The organism is Streptosporangium sp. G11 (genome assembly GCF_051192615.1).
GTDB lineage: Bacteria > Actinomycetota > Actinomycetes > Streptosporangiales > Streptosporangiaceae > Streptosporangium.
This window is the reverse complement of record NZ_JBPJUQ010000016.1, coordinates 40,899-63,340: the sequence shown is the minus strand read 5'-3', so window position 1 is coordinate 63,340 and position 22,442 is coordinate 40,899. Positions and strand designations below refer to the sequence as shown.

Annotated in this window: 21 protein-coding genes; 10 read left to right on the top strand and 11 right to left on the bottom strand. The window is 69.7% G+C overall.

Translation table 11 applies throughout. From position 1 onward, the window contains the following. Positions 1–93: 93 nt before the first annotated feature. Positions 94–864 carry a type I methionyl aminopeptidase gene (gene map / locus ACSDR0_RS17860; protein WP_435289945.1) on the bottom strand — a complete coding sequence of 257 codons (771 nt, stop codon included), beginning with the start codon at positions 862–864 and terminating at the stop codon, positions 94–96. Between the two features lie 66 nt (positions 865–930). On the opposite strand from map, the gene ACSDR0_RS17855 reads away from it, so the two are divergent. After that, complete coding sequence (locus tag ACSDR0_RS17855) at positions 931–1,233, top strand: helix-turn-helix domain-containing protein (protein ID WP_435289944.1); 303 nt, start codon at positions 931–933, stop codon at positions 1,231–1,233. A gap of 142 nt (positions 1,234–1,375) precedes the next feature. Here ACSDR0_RS17855 and ACSDR0_RS17850 read toward each other — a convergent pair whose 3' ends face one another. Continuing rightward, on the bottom strand, positions 1,376–2,416 hold the full coding sequence (locus tag ACSDR0_RS17850) for an alpha/beta fold hydrolase (RefSeq protein WP_435289943.1): 1,041 nt from the start codon (positions 2,414–2,416) through the stop codon (positions 1,376–1,378). A gap of 65 nt (positions 2,417–2,481) precedes the next feature. Beyond that, positions 2,482–2,688, bottom strand: coding sequence for a hypothetical protein (locus tag ACSDR0_RS17845; protein WP_435289942.1), 207 nt, complete (start codon positions 2,686–2,688; stop codon positions 2,482–2,484). A 272-nt stretch (positions 2,689–2,960) separates the two neighbouring features. Here ACSDR0_RS17845 and ACSDR0_RS17840 point away from each other — a divergent pair, with 272 nt between their 5' ends. Further along, on the top strand, positions 2,961–4,151 hold the full coding sequence (locus ACSDR0_RS17840; protein ID WP_435289941.1) for an erythromycin esterase family protein: 1,191 nt from the start codon (positions 2,961–2,963) through the stop codon (positions 4,149–4,151). Between the two features lie 288 nt (positions 4,152–4,439). Here the strand turns inward: ACSDR0_RS17840 and ACSDR0_RS17835 are convergent, their stop codons facing one another. The 3 genes from ACSDR0_RS17835 to ACSDR0_RS17825 all read right to left on the bottom strand — a co-directional run bounded on the left by ACSDR0_RS17835 (position 4,440) and on the right by ACSDR0_RS17825 (position 7,383). Continuing rightward, positions 4,440–5,444: a HEAT repeat domain-containing protein gene (locus tag ACSDR0_RS17835; protein ID WP_435289940.1), complete on the bottom strand. Its 1,005-nt coding sequence runs from the start codon at positions 5,442–5,444 to the stop codon at positions 4,440–4,442. Between the two features lie 6 nt (positions 5,445–5,450). Then, positions 5,451–6,119, bottom strand: a complete 669-nt coding sequence (locus ACSDR0_RS17830; RefSeq protein WP_435289939.1) for a HEAT repeat domain-containing protein — start codon at positions 6,117–6,119, stop codon at positions 5,451–5,453. Positions 6,120–6,432: 313 nt separating this feature from the next. Next, positions 6,433–7,383, bottom strand: a complete 951-nt coding sequence (locus tag ACSDR0_RS17825; RefSeq protein WP_435289938.1) for a carbohydrate kinase family protein — start codon at positions 7,381–7,383, stop codon at positions 6,433–6,435. A gap of 170 nt (positions 7,384–7,553) precedes the next feature. Between ACSDR0_RS17825 and ACSDR0_RS17820 the strand changes: the two genes are divergently transcribed. The 5 genes from ACSDR0_RS17820 (at position 7,554) to ACSDR0_RS17800 (ending at position 13,733) form a co-directional block, all read left to right on the top strand. Continuing rightward, positions 7,554–8,570 (top strand): sugar ABC transporter substrate-binding protein, encoded by a 1,017-nt coding sequence (locus ACSDR0_RS17820; RefSeq protein ID WP_435289937.1) that lies wholly within the window; start codon positions 7,554–7,556, stop codon positions 8,568–8,570. 5 nt (positions 8,571–8,575) lie between these two features. Beyond that, positions 8,576–9,574 (top strand): ABC transporter permease, encoded by a 999-nt coding sequence (locus tag ACSDR0_RS17815; protein WP_435289936.1) that lies wholly within the window; start codon positions 8,576–8,578, stop codon positions 9,572–9,574. Beyond that, entirely contained in the window at positions 9,574–10,401 is an 828-nt protein-coding gene (locus tag ACSDR0_RS17810) for an ATP-binding cassette domain-containing protein (RefSeq protein ID WP_435289935.1), read from the top strand. The genes ACSDR0_RS17815 and ACSDR0_RS17810 overlap by 1 nt, the downstream gene beginning before the upstream one ends. 80 nt (positions 10,402–10,481) lie before the next feature. After that, positions 10,482–11,528 carry a LacI family DNA-binding transcriptional regulator gene (locus ACSDR0_RS17805; protein WP_435289934.1) on the top strand — a complete coding sequence of 349 codons (1,047 nt, stop codon included), beginning with the start codon at positions 10,482–10,484 and terminating at the stop codon, positions 11,526–11,528. A 309-nt stretch (positions 11,529–11,837) separates the two neighbouring features. Then, the gene (locus ACSDR0_RS17800; protein WP_435289933.1) at positions 11,838–13,733 is read left to right on the top strand and encodes a ricin-type beta-trefoil lectin domain protein; all 1,896 of its coding nucleotides are present in this window, start codon (positions 11,838–11,840) and stop codon (positions 13,731–13,733) included. 200 nt (positions 13,734–13,933) lie between these two features. Here the strand turns inward: ACSDR0_RS17800 and sigJ are convergent, their stop codons facing one another. From sigJ to ACSDR0_RS17775, 5 genes are all read right to left on the bottom strand, one after another. Next, positions 13,934–14,863: an RNA polymerase sigma factor SigJ gene (gene sigJ / locus ACSDR0_RS17795; protein WP_435289932.1), complete on the bottom strand. Its 930-nt coding sequence runs from the start codon at positions 14,861–14,863 to the stop codon at positions 13,934–13,936. Positions 14,864–14,870: 7 nt separating this feature from the next. Further along, a complete protein-coding gene (locus ACSDR0_RS17790; protein WP_435289931.1) occupies positions 14,871–15,623 on the bottom strand; it encodes an SDR family oxidoreductase in 753 nt (250 codons plus the stop codon). Between the two features lie 34 nt (positions 15,624–15,657). Further along, the gene (locus ACSDR0_RS17785; RefSeq protein WP_435289930.1) at positions 15,658–16,080 is read right to left on the bottom strand and encodes a hypothetical protein; all 423 of its coding nucleotides are present in this window, start codon (positions 16,078–16,080) and stop codon (positions 15,658–15,660) included. Positions 16,081–16,346: 266 nt separating this feature from the next. After that, positions 16,347–17,795 carry a sensor histidine kinase gene (locus ACSDR0_RS17780; RefSeq protein WP_435289929.1) on the bottom strand — a complete coding sequence of 483 codons (1,449 nt, stop codon included), beginning with the start codon at positions 17,793–17,795 and terminating at the stop codon, positions 16,347–16,349. Positions 17,796–18,069: 274 nt separating this feature from the next. Continuing rightward, positions 18,070–18,870, bottom strand: a complete 801-nt coding sequence (locus ACSDR0_RS17775; RefSeq protein ID WP_435289928.1) for an IclR family transcriptional regulator — start codon at positions 18,868–18,870, stop codon at positions 18,070–18,072. A gap of 130 nt (positions 18,871–19,000) precedes the next feature. On the opposite strand from ACSDR0_RS17775, the gene betA reads away from it, so the two are divergent. The 3 genes from betA to ACSDR0_RS17760 all read left to right on the top strand — a co-directional run bounded on the left by betA (position 19,001) and on the right by ACSDR0_RS17760 (position 22,398). Beyond that, positions 19,001–20,641: a choline dehydrogenase gene (gene betA, locus ACSDR0_RS17770; protein ID WP_435289927.1), complete on the top strand. Its 1,641-nt coding sequence runs from the start codon at positions 19,001–19,003 to the stop codon at positions 20,639–20,641. A 348-nt stretch (positions 20,642–20,989) separates the two neighbouring features. Further along, positions 20,990–21,457 carry a nuclear transport factor 2 family protein gene (locus tag ACSDR0_RS17765; protein ID WP_435289926.1) on the top strand — a complete coding sequence of 156 codons (468 nt, stop codon included), beginning with the start codon at positions 20,990–20,992 and terminating at the stop codon, positions 21,455–21,457. Positions 21,458–21,594: 137 nt separating this feature from the next. Continuing rightward, entirely contained in the window at positions 21,595–22,398 is an 804-nt protein-coding gene (locus ACSDR0_RS17760; protein WP_435289925.1) for an IclR family transcriptional regulator, read from the top strand. Positions 22,399–22,442 lie beyond the last annotated feature (44 nt).

Sequence of the window (22,442 nt, the reverse complement as noted above, 5' to 3'; positions counted from 1 at the left end):
GCCTTTCGGCGCTCGGGTTCTGACCGGCAGTGGCGGGCATGGGCCCATCCGTCGGCCACGGTTCGGTGGAAGCGCTCGACCTCACGGTCGCGCCTACCTCGGCAAGGTGAGGATTTCGGCTCCGTCGCTGGTGATGGCGATCGTGTGCTCACTGTGTGCTGTCCGGCAGCCTGTCGCGCTTCGGAGCGTCCACCCGTCGGCATCGGTGATGAGTTCGGCGGTGTCCGCCATGACCCACGGTTCCAGTGCGAGCAGCAGCCCAGGGCGCAGTTTGTATCCACGGCCGGGCCGTCCGGTGTTCGAGACGTGCGGGTCCTGGTGCATCGTTGATCCGATGCCATGACCTCCGAACTCGGTGTTGATCGGATACCCCGCCTCGCTGAGGACCGAGCCGATGGCATGGGAGATGTCGCCGATGCGAGCTCCGGGCCCGGCGGCCGCGATGCCTGCGCTCAGTGCGCGTTCGGTCGCGCTGATCATCGCGACGCTCTCCGGGGGCTTCGAGTCGCCCACGATGAAGCTGATGGCAGAGTCTGCGGCGACCCCGTCTTTGGAGACGGCGAGGTCGAGCGTCAGCAGGTCGCCGTCGGCAAGCGTGTAGTCGTACGGCAGTCCGTGGAGCACGGCGTCGTTGACAGCCGTGCAGATGTAGTGGCCGAACGGCCCGCGTCCGAACGATGGCTCGTAGTCGACGTAGCAGGACAGCGCTCCGGCCTCGGTGATCATGGCCTGGGCCCACCGGTCGATGTCCAGGAGGTTCGTGCCTACCGCGCTGCGGCTCTTCAGCGTCTGCAAGATGTGAGCGACCAGGGCACCTGTCTCCTTCGCTCGGGCCAGGCCGGGGGGGTTCAGGATCTCGATCATGCGGCGCCTTTCTCGCGCAACCAATAACTATCCCGGCCATGTTATCCCGGTACTAGAATCGGAGCCATGGTCAGGTTGCCGTTAACACCCGAAGAGGTCGAGCGCGGACAGCGCCTCGGCGCCCTGTTGCGTCGCGCCAGGGGAGAGCGCTCGATGCTCGAGACCGCGCTCGACGCGCGTATCTCACCGGAGACCCTCCGGAAGATCGAGACGGGTCGCGTGGCGACTCCCGCCTTCCCGACCGTCGCGGCGATCGCCGATGTCCTCGGCCTCTCCCTCGATGTGGTGTGGGCTGAGATCAACCAGCCCGAACGTGGTGTCGAGCCGGTCGGCTCCGCTCATAACGCACGTGAGCGGTTGGCCTCGTAGGTCTCGATCCCGCGGCTGCGCTGAGGCGTCGAGGAGCGAGAAGGCCTGGGTGCGGCTCTCAACCGATGTCCCCGGCCGGTGAAACCGGTCCACCTACCGGCCGCCCATCCCACCGGGCCCCATCAGGGGCTTCCCGCCGAGATCAATCCAGCCAGTCGGCGACCGTCGCGCCGTAGTCGCGCGTCTCCGACAGGGGCAGGAGGTGCCCGGCCGAAGGTAAGGTGCGGTGCGCCCAGTCGGGGCGGCGAGCGGCCACGTCGTCGACGGTGGCCGTGGTGACCAGCTTGTCCTGCGCCCCGGCCAGCAGCAGCGTGGGCATGCCGAGCTGCTCGATCATCCGATGAACCGCATCCCGGTCGACGTAGAGGCTGGACACCACCGAGGCCAAGGCCGCGACGGCGTCACCGAGGCGGCGCGGGTCGGTGGCCCGCAGCTCGTCGCTCAGCAAGGCCAGCATCTCGGGCGAGAGCCGTTCGAGGTCATCACCGACCACGCCGCCCGACCAGGCGCCGGGATCGGCGTAGACACGCAGCTTGAAATCGATCATGCGCCGGCCCGCCACCCGCAGCACGCCCCGCAGCAGTGCGGGCCCGACCACGAGCAGCGGGCGGCCCAGAACGCGCCAAAAGGTGGCCTCGTCCGGCGGGATCGGGCCGGGCAGCGCCGGGCAGGCCAGGACGAGACGATCGACCCTGTCCGGCGAGGAAGTCGCGAAGTGCACCGCGACCAGGCCGCCCATGGACCAGCCGTGGGTGACGGTGGCCTTGAGCCCCATGCGGCCGGTGAACGCTCGCAGGAAACGCGCGCTCAGCTCGGCCTTGGACGCGCGCGGGTGCGGCGAGCCGGTGTGGCCGAACACCGAGCCCGGCAGGTCGGGCGCGACCACCGGACCGTGGGCGCTCAGCTCGGCGATGGTGTCCATCCACATCGACGCGCTACCGGCCATGGGGTGAATCAGCAGGTGAGTGGGCCCACCCTGGTCCTTGCCGGCGCTCAGGTAATGGACCTTGGTACCGGCGACGTCGATCGCCTGGCTACGGATTCCGGCCCACCGTGGGGAACGTTCGCCCCAATCTGCATACCGCACCCCTGCAGCCTGCCACGCCGGGCCCGGAGCGTGAACCCGGTCTGAACGTCGCGCCCGGTCTTTGGGGGTCGATCCACTACCCTCCGGGTACCGCATGACTCCGGCATACCAAACGCGAGGCCGTCCACCGGCCATGAATCACCGCCGATGATCTTTCAACCTCAGTGAGCGGGTCTGCCGCCGAAGCGCCAGGGATGGACTTCCGCGCGGCCGTCGCCGCCGGTCGGCAGCAGTGTCGCGGCGGCTTCGCGATCTGGCGCCTCTGCGATGGCCGCCCGGCCGAGACGCGCCTCGTCGTCGAGGGCGAGCAGCTCGCCGTACACGATCATGTGTCTCGACGTGGCCGGCGCGGGGTTGGACTCGCCCATGGTGATGACCAGGAACCGGCCGTAGCCGATGACGGCCTCGGTGAAGTTGTGACTCCGGAGACCCCGAGCCGTGGCCTTGTCATACTCCTCTGTTCGTTCTACCCAGGATGCCGGCGTCCTCGTGGTTCCTGATCGCCCGGGTGGACAGGCCATGCTCGCGCGCCGGGGCCGCCGGCCTCGTGGATGCATCACCGATTGAGGGTTATCTGCGGTGAACGCGAGCATTTCCGCCGAAAAGTTTACACCGTATGTTCAACGATACCGTTGAGGGCATGGATATCAAGGACACGGCCCGGCCGCTCGATGGCGCGGGCGTCTCGGCGTTTCTCCGGTCGCTTCCCGCCAAGCCCCTGCTGCTCGGCCTGGGCGAGGCCAGACACTTCGTGGAGGAGCTGGGCGAGCTGCGCAACGAGATCTTCCGGCATCTGGTCGAGCACGAGGGCTACCGGTCGTTCGCCATCGAGAGCGACTGCCTCAGGGGCCTCGTGGTGCACGACCACATCACGACGGGCGCGGGCACGCTCGACGACGTCATGGAACGCGGCTTCAGCCACCGCTTCGGCACGTCCCCGGCCAACCGCGAGCTCGTGCGCTGGATGCGCGCGTACAACGAGGAGCATGACGAGAAGCTCCGGTTCTTCGGCTTCGACGGCCCGCTGGAGTATTGGGCCGAGAGCCCGCGCCAGGCGCTCACCGCCCTCTACGCCCTCCTCGACGGCCCGCTGCCCTGCACCATGGAAACCCTCGACGCGCTGCTCGGCCCGGACGACCGGTGGACGAACGAGGCCACGGTCATGGACCCGTCCCAGTCGATCGGCCGATCCGCCGACGCCCAGCGGCTGCGGCTGCTCGCCGACGACCTGGTGGCACTGCTCGACACTCAGATGCCGAGGCTGAGCGCTGAGGACAGGGAGCGGGCGGCGCTGTACGGGCGCACCGCCGTCGGCCTGCTCCGCTACCACTCCTGGATGGCCGACACGTCCCCTGCGCGGATATCGCGGCTGTCGGCCCTGCGGGACGCGATGATGGCCGCCAACCTGCGCGCCGTCGCCGAGCACGGCCCCGCCCTGGTCTTCACCTCCAACCTCCACCTGCAGCGGAACAAGAGCCTCATGTCGTTCGGTGACCAGATGCTGGAGTGGTGGAGCGCGGGGGCGATCATCGCAACGCACCTGGGCGACCGGTACGCCTTCCTGGCCTCCGCCTTCGGCACGGTCGGCGACGACACCCCGCCCCCGGACACCGTCGAGGGCGTCCTGTCCACGCTCCCGTGGGACCACTCTCTCGTCGACGCCCGCCGCCTGGCCGAGGCCGTCACGAAGCCCGCCCAGCGCGTCTCCCGCGATTTCGCCTATTTCCCGCTGGACCCGGCCCAGCTCGACACGATCGACGGCGTCGTCTTCCTGAAGGAGTTGTCAGGATGGATTGACATGCGCACCATCACACCGTCCACGCCCGAGTGAGGACCGTACGGTCATCACTCACCGGACAGACCTCCGGTGCCGTTGTTTGACGTAGCGCATGGCGGTGCGGGGGTTCCTTGATGAGCCGGAGGGGGATTTCGGCGTCGCCAAGGTGGGTGGCGCCGTGCCGCGACCGGTGCTGGTCGAGGCCCGCGTACTCGCCGAGCAGGAGGCGGGCACGGTCGTGGCCGGGGCGGGCGGGGCCGGATCCACGCCGACGTCGCGGCGGGCGCCGGTACCGCTCGCGAGCCTGTCGGCGGCGCGCCTACCGCGCCCGGGAAGGATCCGTCATCGTGCGTCGCGTATCCCGAGAATGTACGTCGCGGTAAGCGCGACGGCACGGTCCTCGTCGTGTGACAGATCTGCGAGGGCTCGTGACACCGTGGTTCCCGGGATGTCCGCGAGCGCCTGTGTCAGCCGTCGCCGCGCGGACGGTTCAACGCCGCCGTGGGTGAGGCGATCGACGAGCCCGGTGGCGATCCGATCCGCCAGCGCGGGACGGCCGGCCAGCGCGCTCAGGGCGTCGGCCGCGTCGACGTCGTTCGTCCCCTCGACGACGACATCGATGAGCGTCGGGATCGCGTCGGCCACTCCACGGGCCCCGAGTGCCAGGGCCGCGTACCTGCGGACCACGATGTCGGGGTTGGCGAGGGCGTCCCGCAGCAGTGTGGTCGCCTCACCGTCCGGAATCTCGGCGATGGACTGGACGGCACGTTCGCGCACCTCGGCCACCGGTGAGCCGAGGCCCCGCGCCAGCAGCGCCAAGCCGCCGTCGCCCGATTGCGCCAAAGCCCAGCGAAGGGCTCCGGCGACGTTCGGGTCCCTCTCGCTCAGCGCTGCCTCGACCAGTGCTTCCACCGGCACCGAAACCTCCTCGACCGAGGACAGGGCCGCGCGCTGGCGCTCGCCGGCGCTCTTTGACCCCAACGCCCGCAGGAGTGTGACGACCTGGAGGACGTCCTCCCAGCCGGCCGGTTCCACGGCGTCGATCCGACGCAGTCGCGTGAGCAACTCCGTCTCGGCCGCGATGCGTTCTCGCGTCCGGCGGATGAGGTCGGCGACGAGCTCCGAGGGCGTGAAGCCGGGATCATCGAGCGCGCGCCCGACGTCACGCAGCGACAGCCCCAAGGACCGCAGGCTCTCGATATGGAAGATCCGCCGGATGTCCTCGCCGGAGTACTCCCGATAGCCCGCGTCGCTACGGCCCGTTGGCCGTACCAGGCCAAGCGAGTCGTAATGCCTGAGCATGCGGGCGCTGACCCCGGAGCGTCGTGCCACCTCACCGATCAACACTGCCCATCACTCCTCCCTGCCGCCTCCGCCGAGGGCCACGACGCGCTTGGCCTCCTCGATCGCGAACTCGAATCCGGCATCCGGGTCGAGCAACAGCCGTTCCGTGGCGATCGCGTGCGCGCGCACGCGCGGGTCGAGATCCGTCATCGCGGCGCGCAGCGTGGGCACGATCATCTCACCGAGCGCGACCAGCGCCCGGCTGAGGCTCAGCCGCGTCTCACGTTCGCCGCGCCCGAGCTGTCTCGACAACACCGCGGCCAGCTCGGGCTTTTCACCGTCGGGCACGAGCACGACCGCCGCCCGCCAGGCGCTCCGCGCCACCTCGTCGTCGGCGTCGGACAGAAGCGCCCGTGTGATCGCCGGCCACGCCCGCCGATCCCCGATCTTGGACAGCGTGTGCAGCGCCTGGCTTCGTGCCTGCGCGCGCTCCGAGCGGAGTTCCCTGAGAAGCTCCGGAACCGTCACGGACGCCGGGTGGCGGGTGAGTGCCCAGGTCAGCATGTCGCGCACATGGAATTCCGGCTCGATCGCGCATCGTTCGACGAGCTTGCCGATGAACCGCGGGTCAGGGGTCGTGCCGACCGCCATCGCCGCCCGCAGCCGCACCGACGGGCGGCTGTCCTCCAGCCCCTGGAAAGCTCGAATCGTATCCGTGTCCTGTTCCCGCATGGTCATCGGGACCACCTCCTCGGCAACAGTGAAGACCTTGTCACCGTGTCAAGGTCAAGTGAAGTCGCGCCGTCACACAGAGCTGCTTCGCCCCTGGTGGCGCGGACCCGGGTGAAGGGCCTCTGCGCGGCGCAGGTGACTCCCACTGCTCATCTGTGATCGCCCTGACCCGCGCAGCCGAAGACGGCGCACAACCCGGGCATGTCCCAGGTCGTGACCGCCGGCTCTCCCGGGCATGTCCCAGGTCGTGATCGCCGGCTCTCCCGGGTGAGGACCCGCGGGTCGGGGCGGTAGGGAGCCTGGGACCTGAACACGGAACCTACGGATTGAACGCGGCCAGGTCCCTTGCCCAGGGCGGGTTGGCCCCGGCGACCGAGCAGGTGAGTGCGGCGACTCGCGAGGCGAAAGCCGCGGCCTCGACGGCCCGCTCCAGGCTGAGGGCCTTGAGCCGCCCGCCGAGCAATCCCTCGCTGCCCAGCCGGTGCAGCAGGCCGGCGGTGAAGGAGTCGCCCGCACCGACCGTGTCCACGACCTCGGCCGCGAGCACGGGAATCTGGGCCCGCACACCGTCCACCGAGACGAGCGCGCCGAGGGGGCCGCGGGTGACCACGACCAGCCGGACGCCCGCGGCGTGCCATGCGTCGCAGACCCGCTCCGCGGGCTCGCCGGGGTGGATGTACTCCAGATCGTCGTCGCTCAGCTTGACGATGTCGGCCAGCGCGCACCAGTGGGGCATCCGCGCCCGGTAGACGGCGGGGTCGACCAGCGCGGCGCGCACGTTGGGATCGATCGAGACGGTCACCGTCTCCGGCAGGGCCGCCAGCAGTTTCTCGACGTGTTCGGCGCCGGGGCCGCGGACCAGGGCCAGGGAGCCGGTGTGCAGGCACGCCGCGTCCCCGATCCGGTCGGCGGTCAATTCGGTCGCGCTCCACTGCCAGTCGGCGCTGCCTTCGGCGTGGAAGGAGTATCCGGCTCGGCCCGCGTCGTCCAGGGTGGTCACCGCCAGCGTGCTGGGTTCGGCCGCGTCGACGCAGGTGACCAGGTCCACCCCCGACGCGTCGAAGTGGGCGCGGAACAGGGAGCCGAAGGCATCGTGGGAGATCCGTCCGAGGAAGCGGGTGCGGGTGCCAAGCCGCGCGAGTGCCACCGCGGTGTTCGCCGGCCCGCCGCCCGGCAGCACGCGCAGGGTCAGCCCGCCTGGCTCGGGGCTCCCGGCGGGGAAGGCGTCCGCGACGCATTCGCCGAGCACGGTGACCTGGGTGAGGGACATGGCCTGCCTTTCTGGGGGCGGGCAAGCTTCCGTCGAAGTTGCCGACTTGTTACGAGGGGAGGGCATTGACGTTTCGTCCTGCGGAGTTCATCATCACTTGGCAACGGGTGTCAACGTTGACAAATGTCAACGTTGACACCCAATGCCCCCACAGGAACAGGGAGTACCCCATGCCTCGTAGCATTCGAACCACCGGTGCGCTCGCCGCCTGCGCGGCCGTGGCCACTATCGGCCTGTCGGGCTGCGGGGGGAGTGACACCGGAGCCTCTCAGGCGAAGGAGGGTTCCGGCTCGGTCAAGGTCGGCCTCATCACCAAGACCGAGACCAATCCCTTCTTCGTCAAGATGAAGGAGGGTGCCGAGGCCGCCGCGAAGGCCGAGGGCGCGGAGCTGATGACCGCCGCGGGCAAGTTCGACGGCGACAACGCCGGCCAGATCACCGCGATCGAGAACATGGTCGCCGCCGGGGTGAAGGGCATCCTCATCACGCCGAGCGACTCCAAGGCGATCATCCCCGCCGTGAAGAAGGCCCGGTCGGCGGGGGTGATGGTCGTAGCGCTGGACAGCCCGACCGAGCCGCAGGACGCCACCGACGCGCTGTTCGCCACCGACAATTTCAAGGCCGGCGAGCTCATCGGCCGGTACGCCAAAGCGGTGATGGCCGGCAAGCCCGCCAAGATCGCCACCCTGGACCTCGCGCCGGGCGTCGCGGTCGGGCGGCTCCGCCACGACGGCTTCCTCAAGGGCTTCGGCATCGCCGAAGGCGACCCGTCGGTCGTCTGCTCCCAGGACACCGGCGGCGACCAGGCCAAGGGCCAGACCGCCATGGAGAACTGCCTGCAGAAGGCCCCCGACGTCAATGTCGTCTACACCATCAACGAGCCCGCCGCCCTGGGCGCCTACACCGCGCTGAAGGCCAAGGGCCGGGAGAAGGACGTGCTCATCGTCTCGGTCGACGGTGGTTGCGCGGGCACCAAGGCGGTGCAGAGCGGTCAGATCGCGGCCACCTCGCAGCAGTACCCGCTGAAGATGGCCGAGCAGGGCGTCAAGGCCGTCGTCACCTACGGAAAGAGCGGCACCAAGGCCTCCGGCTACACCGACACCGGCGTCACCCTGATCACCGACAAGAGCGCCGACGGCGTCGACGCCAAGGACACCGCGTTCGGCCTGCAGAACTGCTGGGGCTGAAGACGATGACCACGACGCTCACGCCCTCGAAGCCGCCGACGGCCGCCGAGCCGTCGGCGGTGCGCAGACTGCTGACCACGCCGACCGTGGGGCCACTGGCGGCCCTGCTGCTCGCCTGCGTCTTCTTCTCCTTCAACAGTGAGCAGTTCCTCAGCGGCGGGAACTTCTCACTGGTCATCCAGCAGGTGATGGTGGTCGGCACGTTGGCCATCGGCCAGACCCTGATCATCCTCACCGCCGGGATCGACCTGTCCAACGGCGCGATCATGGCCTTCGGCGGTGTCCTGATGGCCAAGCTCGCCGCGGACGGCACCGTGCCGCCGCTGGTCGCGATCGCGCTCGGGTTGCTGGTGTGCGCGGCCTTCGGCGCGGCCAACGGGCTGCTGGTCACCGCGATCCCGCTGCCGCCGTTCATCGTCACGCTGGGCATGCTCAACGTGGCCTTCGCCCTCACCCACATCTACTCACAGGACCAGACGGTGGTGGACCTGCCCGCCCCGCTGACCGCGCTGGGCGAGACCTTCGCCATCGGCGACACCCAGGTGACGTACGGCTCGCTGCTGACGATCCTGCTGTTCCTGCTCTTCGCCTACCTGCTCGGCCAGACCGCCTGGGGACGGCACGTCTACGCCCTCGGCAACAGTCCCGAGGTCGCGCGGCTCACCGGCATCCGTACCGCCCGCCTCACCGTCGGCGTCTACACCGTCGCCGGCCTCGTGTACGGCATCGCCGCGCTGTTGCTGGTCTCCCGGACCGGGGTCGGCGACCCGCAGGCGGGGCAGACCGACAACCTCGACAGCATCACCGCCGTGGTGCTCGGCGGCACCAGCCTGTTCGGCGGCAGGGGCCTGGTCATCGGCACCCTGATCGGCGCCCTGATCGTCGGCGTCTTCCGCAACGGCCTGCAGCTCATGGGCGTGCCCTCCATCTACCAGACCCTGATCACCGGTGTGCTCGTCATCCTGGCGGTCACCGTGGACCAGCTCTCCCGCAGGAGGATCTGATGACCGACACCCCGCCGGTCCCGGTCCTGCAGGCACGCGGCCTGGTCAAGCGCTACGGCCACGTGACCGCGCTCGACGGCGTGGACTTCAACCTGATGCCCGGTGAGGTGCTCGCCGTCATCGGCGACAACGGCGCCGGCAAGTCAAGCTTGATCAAGGCGCTGACCGGCGCACTCCAGCCGGACGAGGGCGAGATCCTGCTCGACGGGAAACCGGTCCGGTTCCGCGACCCCCTGGACGCGCGCCGACACGGCATCGAGACCGTCTACCAGGACCTGGCCGTCGCGGCCTCTCTCGACATCGCCAGCAACATGTTCCTCGGCCGCGAGGTCCGCAGACCCGGCCTGCTGGGGAAGGTGTTCCGGATGCTCGACCACAAGCGGATGCGGGAGGAATCGGCCCGGCACATGACCGACCTCAAGATCGGTCTCCGGTCGCTCACCCAGCCGGTGGAGACGCTCTCCGGCGGCCAGCGGCAGGGCGTGGCCGTGGCTCGCGCGGTCGCCTGGGCCCGGCACGTCGTGGTCATGGACGAGCCCACCGCCGCCCTGGGTGTCAAGGAGTCCGGGCAGGTCCTCGACATGATCCGCCGAGTTCGCGACCGCGGCCTGCCGGTGATCCTGATCAGCCACAACATGCCGCAGGTCTTCGAGATCGCCGACCGCATCCACATCCAGCGGCTCGGCCGCAGGGTCGGCCTGATCAGGCCGGGCGACCACGACATGGCCGAGGTCGTCTCGATCATGACGGGCGCGCTGCAGCTGGAGGCGGACGAAGGCGAGCCCGTCGCCGACCGGAAGGCGATCCGCACCTCCGGGCTCTCCTGATGGCCGCCGGACCAAAGGTGCTCGACCACCCTCTAGCCTGTCCTCGACGCAGTGGTCACGACGAAGAAGAACGGTTGCCCATGTCCAAGGTACGCCGCGCGACCATGAGCGATGTGGCCCGCGAGGTCGGCGTCACCGCCAAGACCGTCTCCCGGGTGGTCAACGGCGAAGACCCGGTGTCCGCCGAGACCCGCGCCCGCGTCCTGGCAGCCATGGACAGGCTGGGATTCCAGCCCAACCTGATGGCGCGGAACATGCGGGTCGGCGCGCGAGACTCCACAATCGGGCTGGTCATCCCGGACATGGGCAACCCGTTCTTCGGCACCGTCGCGGGGGGGATCGAGGGCGCGGTCCGGCACCGCGGCCTCACCCTGATCGTCGGCTCCTCGGAGGAGACCGCGGAAGGCGAGCGCTCGCTGATCTCCGCCTTTCTGGCGCGCAGGGTCACCGCGCTGCTCGTGGTGCCCTCGGCCAGCAGCGATCACCACCCCCTGCGGGCCGAGCGGGCGGCGGGTCTGCCGATCGTCTTCCTGGACCGGCCCCCGAGCGGGCTCACCGCGGACTGCGTGGTCAGCGCCAACCGGGAGGGGGCCCGGTCCGGCGTCGCCCACCTGATCACGCATGGCCACCGCCGGATCGCGTTCATCGGCGACCTCTCGACGTTGTACACGAGGCGGGAGCGGTTCCAGGGATACCGGGAGGCCCTGGCCAAGGCGGGCATCCCCCTCGACCGCGCGCTGGTGGAGACCGGGCACGACCAGGAGGCCGCGGCGGCGGCCGTCGCCCGCCTGCTCGCCGGGAAAGACCCGGTGACGGCCGTCTTCGCGGCCAACAACTTCGCCGCGACCGGGGTCGTCCTCGGACTGGCCAGGCTTCGCCGACGGGACGTGGCCCTCGTCGGATTCGACGACCTCCCGCTCGCCGAGGTGCTCGAGCCCGCCCTGACCGTGGTCGCCCAGGACTCCGCCGCGATCGGGAAAGCCGCCGCCGAACTGCTGATGGCCCGCCTGGACGGCGACCGCTCCAAGGCCCGCACGGTCGAGATCCCGACCCGGCTGATCGTCCGCGGCTCCGGAGAACTACCGCCCGGCGCCCCGAGAAAGCCCCGGGCGACCGACCGGCCTTGAACCGCGACGGGTTGATGATCTCTGTGGTCAGAATGTCCGTGAAGATCACCAGGATACGTGCCCGCACCCGCAGGCCAGGCCAGGGCATACCGCCCTCGATCGGTTGAAAGGTACGAGCACGCCGCACGCGCTCGAAGCGGGAGGCCGCATCCGCATGCGTCAGCTGAGCGGGTGCGCCACCGTGATCACCTCTCCTTCGACTCCATGCCCGAACCGGCGGCGCTCATGACCGGATCGCCGCCACCACCCGAGCAATGACAGGCCCCGCCCCGACCCCCCGCCCGTCCTTGACAAAAGGTGTGCAGCTCGATGTCCAAACTCGCGCTATTAGGCCGTCGCGTCGTTTCTGTGATTCTCTGCGCCGCGACAGCCGCATTCGGCCTCATCGCGATCCCCGCCGGTACGGCGCAGGCAGGAGTGCCCGCCGACTATCCCGAGTATCCCTACGCCCCCACCGCCTACGACGAACCGTTCCGCGGCCAGTTTCACTTCAGCTCGCAGAGCGGCTGGATGAACGACGTGAACGCGCCGCTGTACTACCGCGGTACGTATCACCTGTTCTACCAGCACAACCCGCACGGCCTGAACTGGGACACCATGCACTGGGGGCACGCGACCAGCCCCGACCTCGTGCACTGGACGCAAAGGCCGATCGCCCTGGAGCCGGGGGTGCACAACGCCACGCTCTTCTCGGGCGGCGGCTGGGTCGACACGCGCAACGTGACCGGCCTGAAGAACGGCGACCACGACCCGATCCTGCTGTTCACCAACACCGACGGTGTCTCCATCGCCTACAGCACGGACGGCGGCGACCGCTTCCAGATGTACAACGGTGGAGCGAAGGTCATCTCGACGCCGTACGAGAGCCGTGACCCCAAGGTCTTCTGGGACGCCGCCCGCAACCGCTGGGGCATGGTGCTGTGGGGCAACGAGGGCGGCAACACCCTGAAGTTCTTCAGCTCGACGAACCTGCTCGCGTGGACCTATCGCGGTGAGTATCGGGCCGACTGGGCGTTCGAGTGCCCGGACATCTACCAGCTACCCGTCGACGGCGACACGGGCGATCAAAGGTGGGTCCTGAACGACGCCCAGGGTGAGTATGCGGTCGGCGGTCTCAACAGCAACGGAGTGTTCGTCCCGGACGCCGGCTTCCCGGCGCCACAGCGCCTGGACCAGGGACGCGCCGGGTTCGACGGTTCGGTCTACGCGGGCCTCACCTTCACGAACCTCCCGGCGAACCGTGTTGTCCAGATGTTCTGGCAGCCCGGCAATCGCGGCTCGACATGGACCGGCAACGCGTCCTTTCCCGCGCAGCTGTCACTGCGCGGCTTCCCGGAAGGTCTGCGGGTGACCCGGCTTCCCGTCAGTGAGATCTCGACGATCCGTCAGCCTGCCCAGACGTGGGGCACGCGGACGATCACGACGAGCGACGGCACGGATCCGTTGAACGGCATCAACGCGGACACCTACGAACTGATCTCGGAGTGGGACCTCACCGGCGCCACGGCCTCCGAGTTCGGGTTCCGGCTGCACCAGCGCGCGAACGGGTCCAGCGACCGGACCATCGCCTACAACCGCGCTCTGCAACAGATGGAATGGAAGCCGCTCGCCCCGGTCAACAACCGGATCAAGATGCGGGTGCTGGTGGACCGTGGCCAGGTCGAGGCGTTCGGCAACGACGGGAGGCTTTCGTACACGGAGAACACGAACTTCAACTCGGCGGCCGACAGCTTGGGGATCTCCGCCTACGCGGCCGGCGGCAACGTCACACTGGTCTCGCTGACCTTCCACCGCCTCAACAAGGCATGGGCCCCCGCCTCGGGTGGAACGGGTGAGATGCGCTGGAACGGGACGAACAAGTGCGTCGACATGGACCCGGCGGCCACCAACGCCGCCGCCGTTCGCATCTGGGACTGCTGGAACGGGCCGAACCAGCAGTGGAGGCACAACGAGAACGGATCACTCGGTATCGGGGGGATGTGTCTCGACCAGCCCGCGGAAGTCATCGGCAACGGCGCCCCGCTGCAGGTGTGGGCGTGTAACGGGTCACCCCAGCAACGCTGGACCCGGGTCGGGAGCGCGTATCGCAACACGTGGTCCGGTCGCTGTTTGGACCTGTCGTACGGTGACAGCGCCAACGGCCGCCGACTTCAGGTGTGGGACTGCGTCGGCGGTCCGAACCAGTCGTGGGGCTATCCGATATAGACGAACTTCGCGTCACCCCGGCACGGGTGCTCCCGTGCCGGGGCGGCGGCACACCCCGAGAATGTCCCGTGGTTCGTGGAACTCGAAGGATGGTCCAACGGTCAAGCGGTGTTCGCGTCGTGATCGTGAGAACGCTCGGTGCACCGGGCGGAACGCCGCCCGCGGAAGGGACGGCGCGGGACACCGTACGGCCTGGTTCTTCAGGGGGTGCCGGAGCCGGTCCACGCGCGGAGTTTGTCCGGGTTGACCACCAGCCACACGTCGGTGATCAGACCGTCGCGCACGTCCATGGCGAGGACGGCGATGGTGGCGCCGGCGATGCGGACCGTCAGGCCGGGGGTGCCGTTGACGTCTTCCTCGATGAGCTCCACCTCGGGTTCCTTGCGCATGAGGCCAAGGAAGAGGCGGGCGACCTTGTCCCGACCGGCGACCGGGCGCAGGGCCGCCCGCACCTTGCCGCCTCCGTCGCTGCGCGACTCGACGTCGGGATCGAGCAGGGCGACGAGGGCGACGAGGTCACCGGTCTCGCACGCCTCGCGGAACGCGGAGACGACCTGCCGATGCTCCCGCGCCGTACTGCTGCCGGGCCGTTGGCGGGCGAGGCGTCTGCGGGCGGAGGCGGCGAGCTGGCGGCAGGCCGCGGAGGTACGGCCCACCGTCTCGGCGATCTCGGTGAACGGCATGCCGAAGATGTCGTGCAGGACGAAGGCGACGCGTTCCGCGGGAGTGATCGAGTCCAGGACCACGAGCATTCCCATGCTGACCGATTCGTCGAGCGTGATCCGGTCGGCGGGATCCACCCCGCCCTCTTCGCCCACGCTGGTCCACGTGGCGCCTCGGACCGGCTCGGGCAGCCATTCACCGATGTAGCGCTCGCGGCGGACCCGCGCTGAGGCGAGGTGGTCGAGGCAGATCCGCGAAGCGACCCGGGTCAGCCACGCCAGTGGCGCCTCGATCTCCCGCTGACCCTCCTCGGGCAGGGCGTACCAGCGGGCGTACGTCTCCTGAACGACGTCTTCGGCGTCCTGCATCGATCCGAGCATGCGGTAGCCGAGATTGAGCAGTCTGCGGCGTTCGGCCATGAGGGAGCCGAGGGTGGGGTCCTGGGTGGGCCCGGGTGGCGTGGACACGGCTTCGTCATCCTCCCTGCGCGGCGTTCCGGGCGAGCCATTCGTCGAAGGTCTGGCTGCCTCGGGGGCCCGGTCCGGTCGGCAGCTGGCCGTCGCCCGTCATGGCCACACCCGTGGCGCCGGGGAGTTTCACCGGCAGTAGCAGCCGGCGCTGGTGCCGGGCCCGCAGCAGCCGGCGCACCATGTCGGCGAGCTGCTCGACGCGCGGTCCGGCGAGTTCCGGTGCCATGCCCTGCGCCGGGGACAGGACAAGTCCCGCGAGGTGCCGGGCCACCTCGCGGGCCGCGATCGGCTGGGTGCGCATCCGGGGCACCACCGCGAGAGGTTTCGGAACCCGGTCGAGGACCTGCTGCGCGAACTCGTGGAACTGCGTGGCCCGCAGCACCGTCCACGGCGTCCGGCCGCCCCTCACCACTTCCTCCTGATGGATTTTCCCCTGGTAGTAGCCGGATCCGACCCGGTCGACGCCGACGATCGACAGCGCCACATGGTGCTTCACCCCGGTGCGCTCACCGGCGTTCAGGAGGTTGCGGCCGACGCTGTCGAAGAACGACAGCGCCTTCCTGCCGCTCGTGGTCGTCACGTTGCTCACGTCGACGACCGCCTCCACGCCCGCCATGGCCGCGTCGAGCCCCGCACCCGTCACGAGATCCACGCCCCGTGATCTGGCCAGCACCACCGGCTCCTGTCCTGCCGCGGCCAGCTCATCGACCACGTACCGTCCGACCAGCCCGGTCCCGCCTGCCACCGCTACACGCATGCCGCGCCCCCCTCCGCCCCCGTGCTCCTGTTCGTCATCGTGTGTCGTCTCGCCGTCCGGGGAGCGACGTCACCAGAAGGGGGATCGACAGCACCACCAGCGAGGACAAGGAGACGACGTTGAGTATCTGGTCGCGCGTCTCGTACATGTGGAGATGCTGCATGTGGTAGATCAGGTGCAGCACGTTGAAGACCAGCCACATCGCACCCGCCGTCTGCGCGGCCCGGTTGTCGCGCACGTAGCGCAAGGTGATGATCGTCAACGCGGCCATCGCCAGGAACATCGCCCCGGCGTCCTTCGCGAGGTGCTGGTTGTAGGGGCCCAGCTGAGGCAGCCAGCTCAGTCCGAAGCCGGGGAAATTCGCATGCCAGCTCTCCGGAGAGAAATAGGCCCATATACCGGTGTACAGCGCGGTCGCGGCCAGGAGGCCGAGGCTGGCATACCGAAGTTTTGTCACGTTCATACCCCTATGACGAGATAGCGCCCGCCGATGTGAGGTCGTGCCGCGACCGTGATCGCCCGTGAACCGCTCGGTTGAGCCTCCCGGCACGATTTCGGCCGAGCGGACCGGCCGCCGTGCGCACGCCCGGCCGCCACGGTGAAAAGGAGCTTGGCGTACGCGCGCCCGGCCGCCACGGTGAGGAGGAGCTCGGGGCCGCCGGTGTCCTTGGAACCGTGCGCGGCGTCGGAACCGTACACGGCGACCGGGAAAGACCGTGGCGCTCAGCTCTGTTCGGCGTGGTCCAGGTGGTCCAGGTGGTGGCCGATGTCGCGGAGGTCCCGCGGCGGGTCGGCTCGTGCGGTCGCCTCCCGCTGAAGCGGCAGGCGAAGGGCGAACCGCGCGCCTCTCGGGCTGTCCTCGACGAGCAGGGTTCCGTGGTGGGCCTGGACGATGTCACGGGAAATGGCCAGGCCCAGCCCACTGCCCCCGGGTTCACGGCGCCGCCCGTCGTCCAGGCGGACGAAGCGCTCGAAGACACGTTCACGGTCCTGCGGCGCGATGCCGTCCCCGTCGTCGGTCACCGTGACGACGGCCTGGCCGCCCACGCGCTCGGCGGTGACCTCGACCACGGTGCCGGCGTGCCGCCGGGCGTTGGCCAGGAGGTTGTTCAGGACCCGGATCAGCTGGATCCGGTTGCCCCGGACGTGCACATCGTGGCCGATGTGGACGTGCACCGGCACGCCTCCCGCCTGGGCCGCCGCCTCCTGGGCGACCAGCGCGCCGAGGTCGATCGGCTCGTGCGCGGCCGGGGTGCCGGCGCGGAGGCGGGCCAGTACCAGCAGGTCGTCGACGATCGCCTCCAGCCGCCCGGTGATCGACAGCGCCTCCCGGATGGTTTCGCGGGGGTCGACGTCGGAGTAGAGCACCGCCTCCTCCAGTCGGAGACGCAGGCCGGTGAGCGGGGTCCTGAGCTCGTGGGAGGTGGTGGCGGCGAACCGGCGTTGCAGCTTCACCGCCTCCTCCAGCCGGGCCAGAGTCTGGTTGACGGTGCAGACGAGCCGCGCATGCTCGTTGCAACCGGCCGGCTGAGGCACGCGAAGGCTCAGGTCACTCACCGTGATGTCGGACAGGTGCTTGCGGATCGCCTCCACCGGGCGCAGGCTCCGGCCCGCCGCCCACCAGTTCACCCACGCCGCGAGGGCCACGCCCAGCAGGACTCCGGCGGCGGTGAGGTACTGCAGGCGGTGGCCGGCCAGGATGGGCGGCTGCGCCATCCCGGCGTAGACGAAGCGGGGCTCGACCGGCCGGAGCTCGGAGGTCTCCAGCTGAGGGACCCTGAAGGCGGTCAGCATGACGCACTCGCCCCGGTCGGAGCACTCCGTGCGATCTTGGATCCGGTCGTCGGCGGGGGGCCTCGCCGTGCTGAGGGCCTGCCTGCCCGCCGCCGCGGCGCTGGCCGTCACGACCCGGCCGTGGGAGTCGACGAGCTGGAGGAGGTCGATGCCCGTCTTCGGAACCGGTTGCGGCGTGCTACCGGGCTGGAGGGACCCGCCCCAGTTGACGGCGACCCGCTCCGCCTCGTCGAAGATCTGGGCCTGGACCCGGTTGAGAACCAGGAAGTCGACGCCGGCGCCGATCGCGGTAAGGAAGATCAGAGCCAGGCCGGCGACACCCAGCGTGGTGCGTGCGCGAAGCGAGTATGGACGAAAGGATCTGCATGTGCCTCCCATGGCGGCCCTCCCTTCCTTGTGAAAGCCGAGGTCGGGTCATCATCGAAGGTAGCCGCCGGGTGAGCAGCCATGGAACAAACAGTCCACATCAGTACTAAAAGCAGACCATTGCATTACCACTGCTAAACGGCACTTTTCGTCGCGATCCTTCACGCGGGCGGCGCGGTTCCGGCGTGTCGCCGGTCAGGTTCGTGGTGTCCTCTGGGACGGTGGCCGGTGTCTCCTGGGGAACGGCGGCCGTTGTTTCCTCGGGAACGGCGGCCGGCCTGACGGATCAGGTTCGTTCGGTGTGGCCCAGGCGGTGGCTGATGTCCAGGGCTCCGGCGATCATGACCGGCGCCAGCTCGTGCAGCCGCTCCTCGCTGAAGCGGTAGGCCGGGCCGGAGGCGCTGACGGCGGCGACGATCTCACCGTCGTGGGAGCGGATGGGGGCGGCGACGGCGTTGAGGCCGATCTCGTACTCCTCGACGGTGACGGCGTAGCCCCGCTCGCGGGCCCGCAGGAGCTGCTTCTCCAACGCGTCGGCGGAGGTGATCGTGTTGGGGGTGTACGCTTCCAGGCCGCCCGCCGTGACCAGCCGGGTCCGGTGCAGGTCGTCGAGGTGGGCCAGCAGGACCTTGCCGCTCGAGGTCGCGTGCAGCGGGGTGAGCTCACCGACCCAGTTGTGGGTGGTGACCGCCGCCGGGCCGCGTACCTGGTCGAGGTTGACCGCGTAGTGGGAGCGCAGGACGGCGATGTTGACCGTCTCGCCGATCTCCTCGGCGAGGCGGCGGCAGACGGGACGGCTCTGCTGGGTGAGGTCGAGCCGGGAGGCCACCCCACCCGCGAGGCGGATGATCCCGAAGCTGAGGCGGTACTTTCCCCGATCCTCGGCCTGCTCGACCAGGCCGCGCGACTCCAGCGCGCCCAGCAGCCGGAACGCCGTCGACTTGTGGACCGATATCTCCTGGGCTATCTCGCTCACCCCGGCCTCGCGGCGCTCGGAGAGGATCTCCAGGATGGTGATGGCCCGGTCGACGGACTGGACTCCGCCACTGCTGTCGGCGGCACGGCTGCCGAGGGGATCGTTGCCCATAGCGGGACTGTAAGCGCTGGGAGCAACGAATGCCATCGCGGCCAACAATCATCGTTGCGAATGGTGCAGCTTATTGCGCTATTCGCTACAATCTCGGCCATTACCACCTGCTGAACGAGGCGAGGCAGACATGTACGACTTCGTCATCGTCGGGGGCGGTTCGGCCGGCAGCGCCCTCGCGAACCGGCTGTCCGCCGATCCCGCCAACCGGGTTCTGGTGCTGGAGGCGGGCCGCCCGGACTACCCGTGGGACGTCTTCATCCACATGCCCGCGGCGCTGCCCTTCCCCATCGGGAGCCGTTTCTACGACTGGAAGTACGAGTCCGAGCCCGAGCCGCACATGAACGGCCGCCGGATCTACCACGCCAGGGGCAAGGTGCTGGGCGGCTCCAGCAGCATCAACGGGATGATCTTCCAGCGCGGCAACCCGATGGACTACGAGCGCTGGGGCGCCGACGAGGGCATGAAGACCTGGGACTTCGCCCACTGCCTGCCCTATTTCAAACGCATGGAGAACTGCCTGGCCGCCGACCCCGCCGATCCCTGGCGCGGGCGGGGCGGCCCCCTGGTGCTGGAGCGCGGGCCGGTGCGCAACCCGCTGTTCGGCGCCTTCTTCGAGGCGGTGCAGCAGGCCGGATACCCGCTGACCGACGACGTCAACGGCTATCGCCAGGAGGGCTTCGCCCGCTTCGACCGCAACATCAGCAGGGGGCGCCGGATGTCGGCCGCCCGCGCCTACCTGCACCCGGTCATGAACCGCCCCAACCTGGAGGTCAGGACGCGGGCGCACGTCACCGCCATCCTCTTCGAGGGCAGGCGGGCCGTCGGCGTCGCGTACGACGGCCGGACGGTCCGCGCGGGTGAGGTGATCCTCTGCGGCGGCGCGATCAACTCCCCGCAGCTGCTCCAGCTCTCCGGGGTGGGCAACGCCGCCGAGCTGGACGAACTCGGTGTCGAGGTCGTGCACGACCTGCCGGGCGTCGGCGAGAACCTCCAGGACCACCTGGAGGTCTACATCCAGTACGGCTGCAAGCAACCGGTCTCGGTGCAGCCCGCGATGAAGTGGCGCAACCGGCCGCTGATCGGCGCGCGGTGGCTGTTCCTGCGCAGCGGCCCCGGCGCGACCAACCACTTCGAGGCGGGCGGCTTCACCCGGAGCAACGACGACGTCGACTACCCCAACCTGATGTTCCACTTCCTGCCCATCGCGGTCCGCTACGACGGCTCCGCGCCCGCGGGCGGGCACGGCTACCAGGTGCACATCGGGCCGATGTACTCCGACTCGCGCGGCTCGGTGAAGATCAAGAGCACCGATCCCGGGGTCCACCCGGCGCTGCGCTTCAACTACCTGTCCACCGACCAGGACCGGCGCGAGTGGGTGGAGGCCGTCCGGGTCGCCCGCGACATCCTGAACCAGCCCGCCATGGACGCGTTCAACGCGGGGGAGCTGTCGCCGGGCCCCGGGGTCGAGACCGACGAGGAGATCCTCGACTGGGTGGCCAGGGACGGCGAGACCGCGCTGCACCCCTCGTGCACCGCCAGGATGGGCGTCGACCCCATGTCCGTGGTCGACCCGCTGTCCATGCGGGTCCACGGCCTGGAGGGGCTGCGCGTGGTGGACGCCTCGGTGATGCCCTACGTGACCAACGGCAACATCTACGCGCCGGTCATGATGGTGGCGGAGAAGGCGGCCGACCTGATCCTGGGCAACACCCCGCTCGCCGCCGAGCACGCCGACTTCTACCGGCACCGCGACGGCTCTCCGCGCTGACCGGGCCTCCGCCCCTCGCCGCCCGCGAGGCGCGGCACGTGTCCGTCACGCCTTCGCCGGGGCCTGCCCGGAAGCGGCCGTCCCGGCGACTCTGACGGCCTGCCCGGAGGCGGCGGTCGCGCCTTCGCCGGGACGAGGGCGCGCGCGGCACGCCACCTCGTGATGCCGCATCACTCGCCGGCGGTTCCGCACGCCGCACGCCCCCCGTGACGTCCCTCGCTTGACAGCCGTTCCGTACGGTGTACGGTATCACGTACGGTTCATAGCGTGCCGCCGGGCGACGCCCTGTGCCGTCACGGTGACGGGCGAGGGGCCGGTGAGACGCGTCGTCGACGAAGGAGCGGAACAGTGTCGGAAGTCCAGGAATCCCCGTTCGGTGCCGGTGCCTTCACGCCGACGGCCGAAGACCGGGAGAGTGTCGAGGCGTGGTTCGCCGAGTACGACGCCCACAGCGCGAAGGTCGACGTCGAGCGCATGGCGGACATGGCGATGTTCCCGCTCAACGTGGTGACCGACGGTCCCGGCGGCGACGGCCTGGCCGACCGGTGGACGAGGGAGCGGTTCACGCGCACGATGGCCGAGGTGATGGGCGGCGGGGAGCCGGGCGACCTCGCGATGGAGTCGGTCCGCACGCCCCACTTCCTGACCGCGAACCTGGTCGTCGTGATCACCGACGCGACGGTGACGGCCGGCGGTGAGGCGTACGGCATGCGTTACGCGGACCTGCTGGTGAAGTCGGGCGGCCGGTGGGTCTTCCAGACCATGGTGCAGGGAGGGTGGGCCGACGCCTGGAAGGAGACCGCGCCGAGCGCCTGACCGGTGAGGGCGACCGGTCACGGCGGCGACGGGCGCTGCGACTCATCAATGGATGTATCTGGACAAGGCCGGTGACGTTCCAGGTAAGAGGGTGCCTTGGCGGCCGGGTTCGTGCGTAACCCGCTTAAAGTTGTGCCATGAGCAACGAGCTGGAGAGAGATGGCGCTGCGGTGCAGTCCGTCGACCGCGCGCTGTCCGTCCTGCGGCTGCTCGCCCGTCACGGCGACCTGGGCGTCAGCGAGATCGCCGTGGAGCTGGGGGTCCACCGCTCCACGGCGTTCCGCCTCGTCGTGACGCTGGAGCTGCACGAGCTCGTCGAGCAGACCGCCGACCGGGGGAAGTACCGGCTGGGGGTGGGGATCGTCCGGCTCGCCGGGGCCGCGACCGTCAGGCTCGACGTCGTCCGGGAGAGCCGCGCCACCGGCGAGCGGCTCGCGGCGGCGGTCGGCGAGACCGTCAACGTGGCCATCCTCGATCGCGACGAGGCCCTGTACGTCGACCAGATGGCGGGCCCCTCGGCCCTGCAGGCCTACAACTGGGCGGGGCGGCGGGTGGCGCTGCACGCCACGTCCAACGGCAAGGTGCTGCTCGCCCACGCCTCGGCGGAGCGGTTCGAGCAGCTGGCCGCCGGGCCGCTGCGCCCGTTCACCGGCCTGACCGTCACCGACGCCGCGCTGTTGCGCGAGGAGCTCGACGCGGTCAGGACGCGCGGGTACGCCACCGCCGCCGACGAGCTGGAGGTCGGCCTGACCGCGGTGGCGGCGCCGATCTTCAACGTCGAGGGCGTGGTCGTCGCCTCGATGAGCGTGTCCGGGCCGACCTTCCGGCTACCGTCCGAGCGACTCCCCAGGGTGGCCGAGCAGGTGATGGCGGCCGCAGGTGAGGTCTCCTCACGATTGGGCTGGCACGGTAATGAAGACCGCAAAGCCTTGACTACATGAACAAAAAGGGTCGATTCTGTTCCTCGTTAAGCATTCCGATGCGT

What these genes read in the sequence shown, in the direction of transcription:
- map (WP_435289945.1), bottom strand. Translation starts at nt 864, where the DNA reads ATGATCGAGATCCTGAACCCCCCCGGCCTGGCCCGAGCGAAGGAGACA.
- ACSDR0_RS17855 (WP_435289944.1), top strand. Translation starts at nt 931, where the DNA reads ATGGTCAGGTTGCCGTTAACACCCGAAGAGGTCGAGCGCGGACAGCGC.
- ACSDR0_RS17850 (WP_435289943.1), bottom strand. Translation starts at nt 2,416, where the DNA reads ATGCGGTACCCGGAGGGTAGTGGATCGACCCCCAAAGACCGGGCGCGA.
- ACSDR0_RS17845 (WP_435289942.1), bottom strand. Translation starts at nt 2,688, where the DNA reads ATGGGCGAGTCCAACCCCGCGCCGGCCACGTCGAGACACATGATCGTG.
- ACSDR0_RS17840 (WP_435289941.1), top strand. Translation starts at nt 2,961, where the DNA reads ATGGATATCAAGGACACGGCCCGGCCGCTCGATGGCGCGGGCGTCTCG.
- ACSDR0_RS17830 (WP_435289939.1), bottom strand. Translation starts at nt 6,119, where the DNA reads ATGACCATGCGGGAACAGGACACGGATACGATTCGAGCTTTCCAGGGG.
- ACSDR0_RS17825 (WP_435289938.1), bottom strand. Translation starts at nt 7,383, where the DNA reads ATGTCCCTCACCCAGGTCACCGTGCTCGGCGAATGCGTCGCGGACGCC.
- ACSDR0_RS17820 (WP_435289937.1), top strand. Translation starts at nt 7,554, where the DNA reads ATGCCTCGTAGCATTCGAACCACCGGTGCGCTCGCCGCCTGCGCGGCC.
- ACSDR0_RS17815 (WP_435289936.1), top strand. Translation starts at nt 8,576, where the DNA reads ATGACCACGACGCTCACGCCCTCGAAGCCGCCGACGGCCGCCGAGCCG.
- ACSDR0_RS17810 (WP_435289935.1), top strand. Translation starts at nt 9,574, where the DNA reads ATGACCGACACCCCGCCGGTCCCGGTCCTGCAGGCACGCGGCCTGGTC.
- ACSDR0_RS17805 (WP_435289934.1), top strand. Translation starts at nt 10,482, where the DNA reads ATGTCCAAGGTACGCCGCGCGACCATGAGCGATGTGGCCCGCGAGGTC.
- ACSDR0_RS17800 (WP_435289933.1), top strand. Translation starts at nt 11,838, where the DNA reads ATGTCCAAACTCGCGCTATTAGGCCGTCGCGTCGTTTCTGTGATTCTC.
- ACSDR0_RS17790 (WP_435289931.1), bottom strand. Translation starts at nt 15,623, where the DNA reads ATGCGTGTAGCGGTGGCAGGCGGGACCGGGCTGGTCGGACGGTACGTG.
- ACSDR0_RS17780 (WP_435289929.1), bottom strand. Translation starts at nt 17,795, where the DNA reads ATGGGAGGCACATGCAGATCCTTTCGTCCATACTCGCTTCGCGCACGC.
- ACSDR0_RS17775 (WP_435289928.1), bottom strand. Translation starts at nt 18,870, where the DNA reads ATGGGCAACGATCCCCTCGGCAGCCGTGCCGCCGACAGCAGTGGCGGA.
- betA (WP_435289927.1), top strand. Translation starts at nt 19,001, where the DNA reads ATGTACGACTTCGTCATCGTCGGGGGCGGTTCGGCCGGCAGCGCCCTC.
- ACSDR0_RS17760 (WP_435289925.1), top strand. Translation starts at nt 21,595, where the DNA reads ATGAGCAACGAGCTGGAGAGAGATGGCGCTGCGGTGCAGTCCGTCGAC.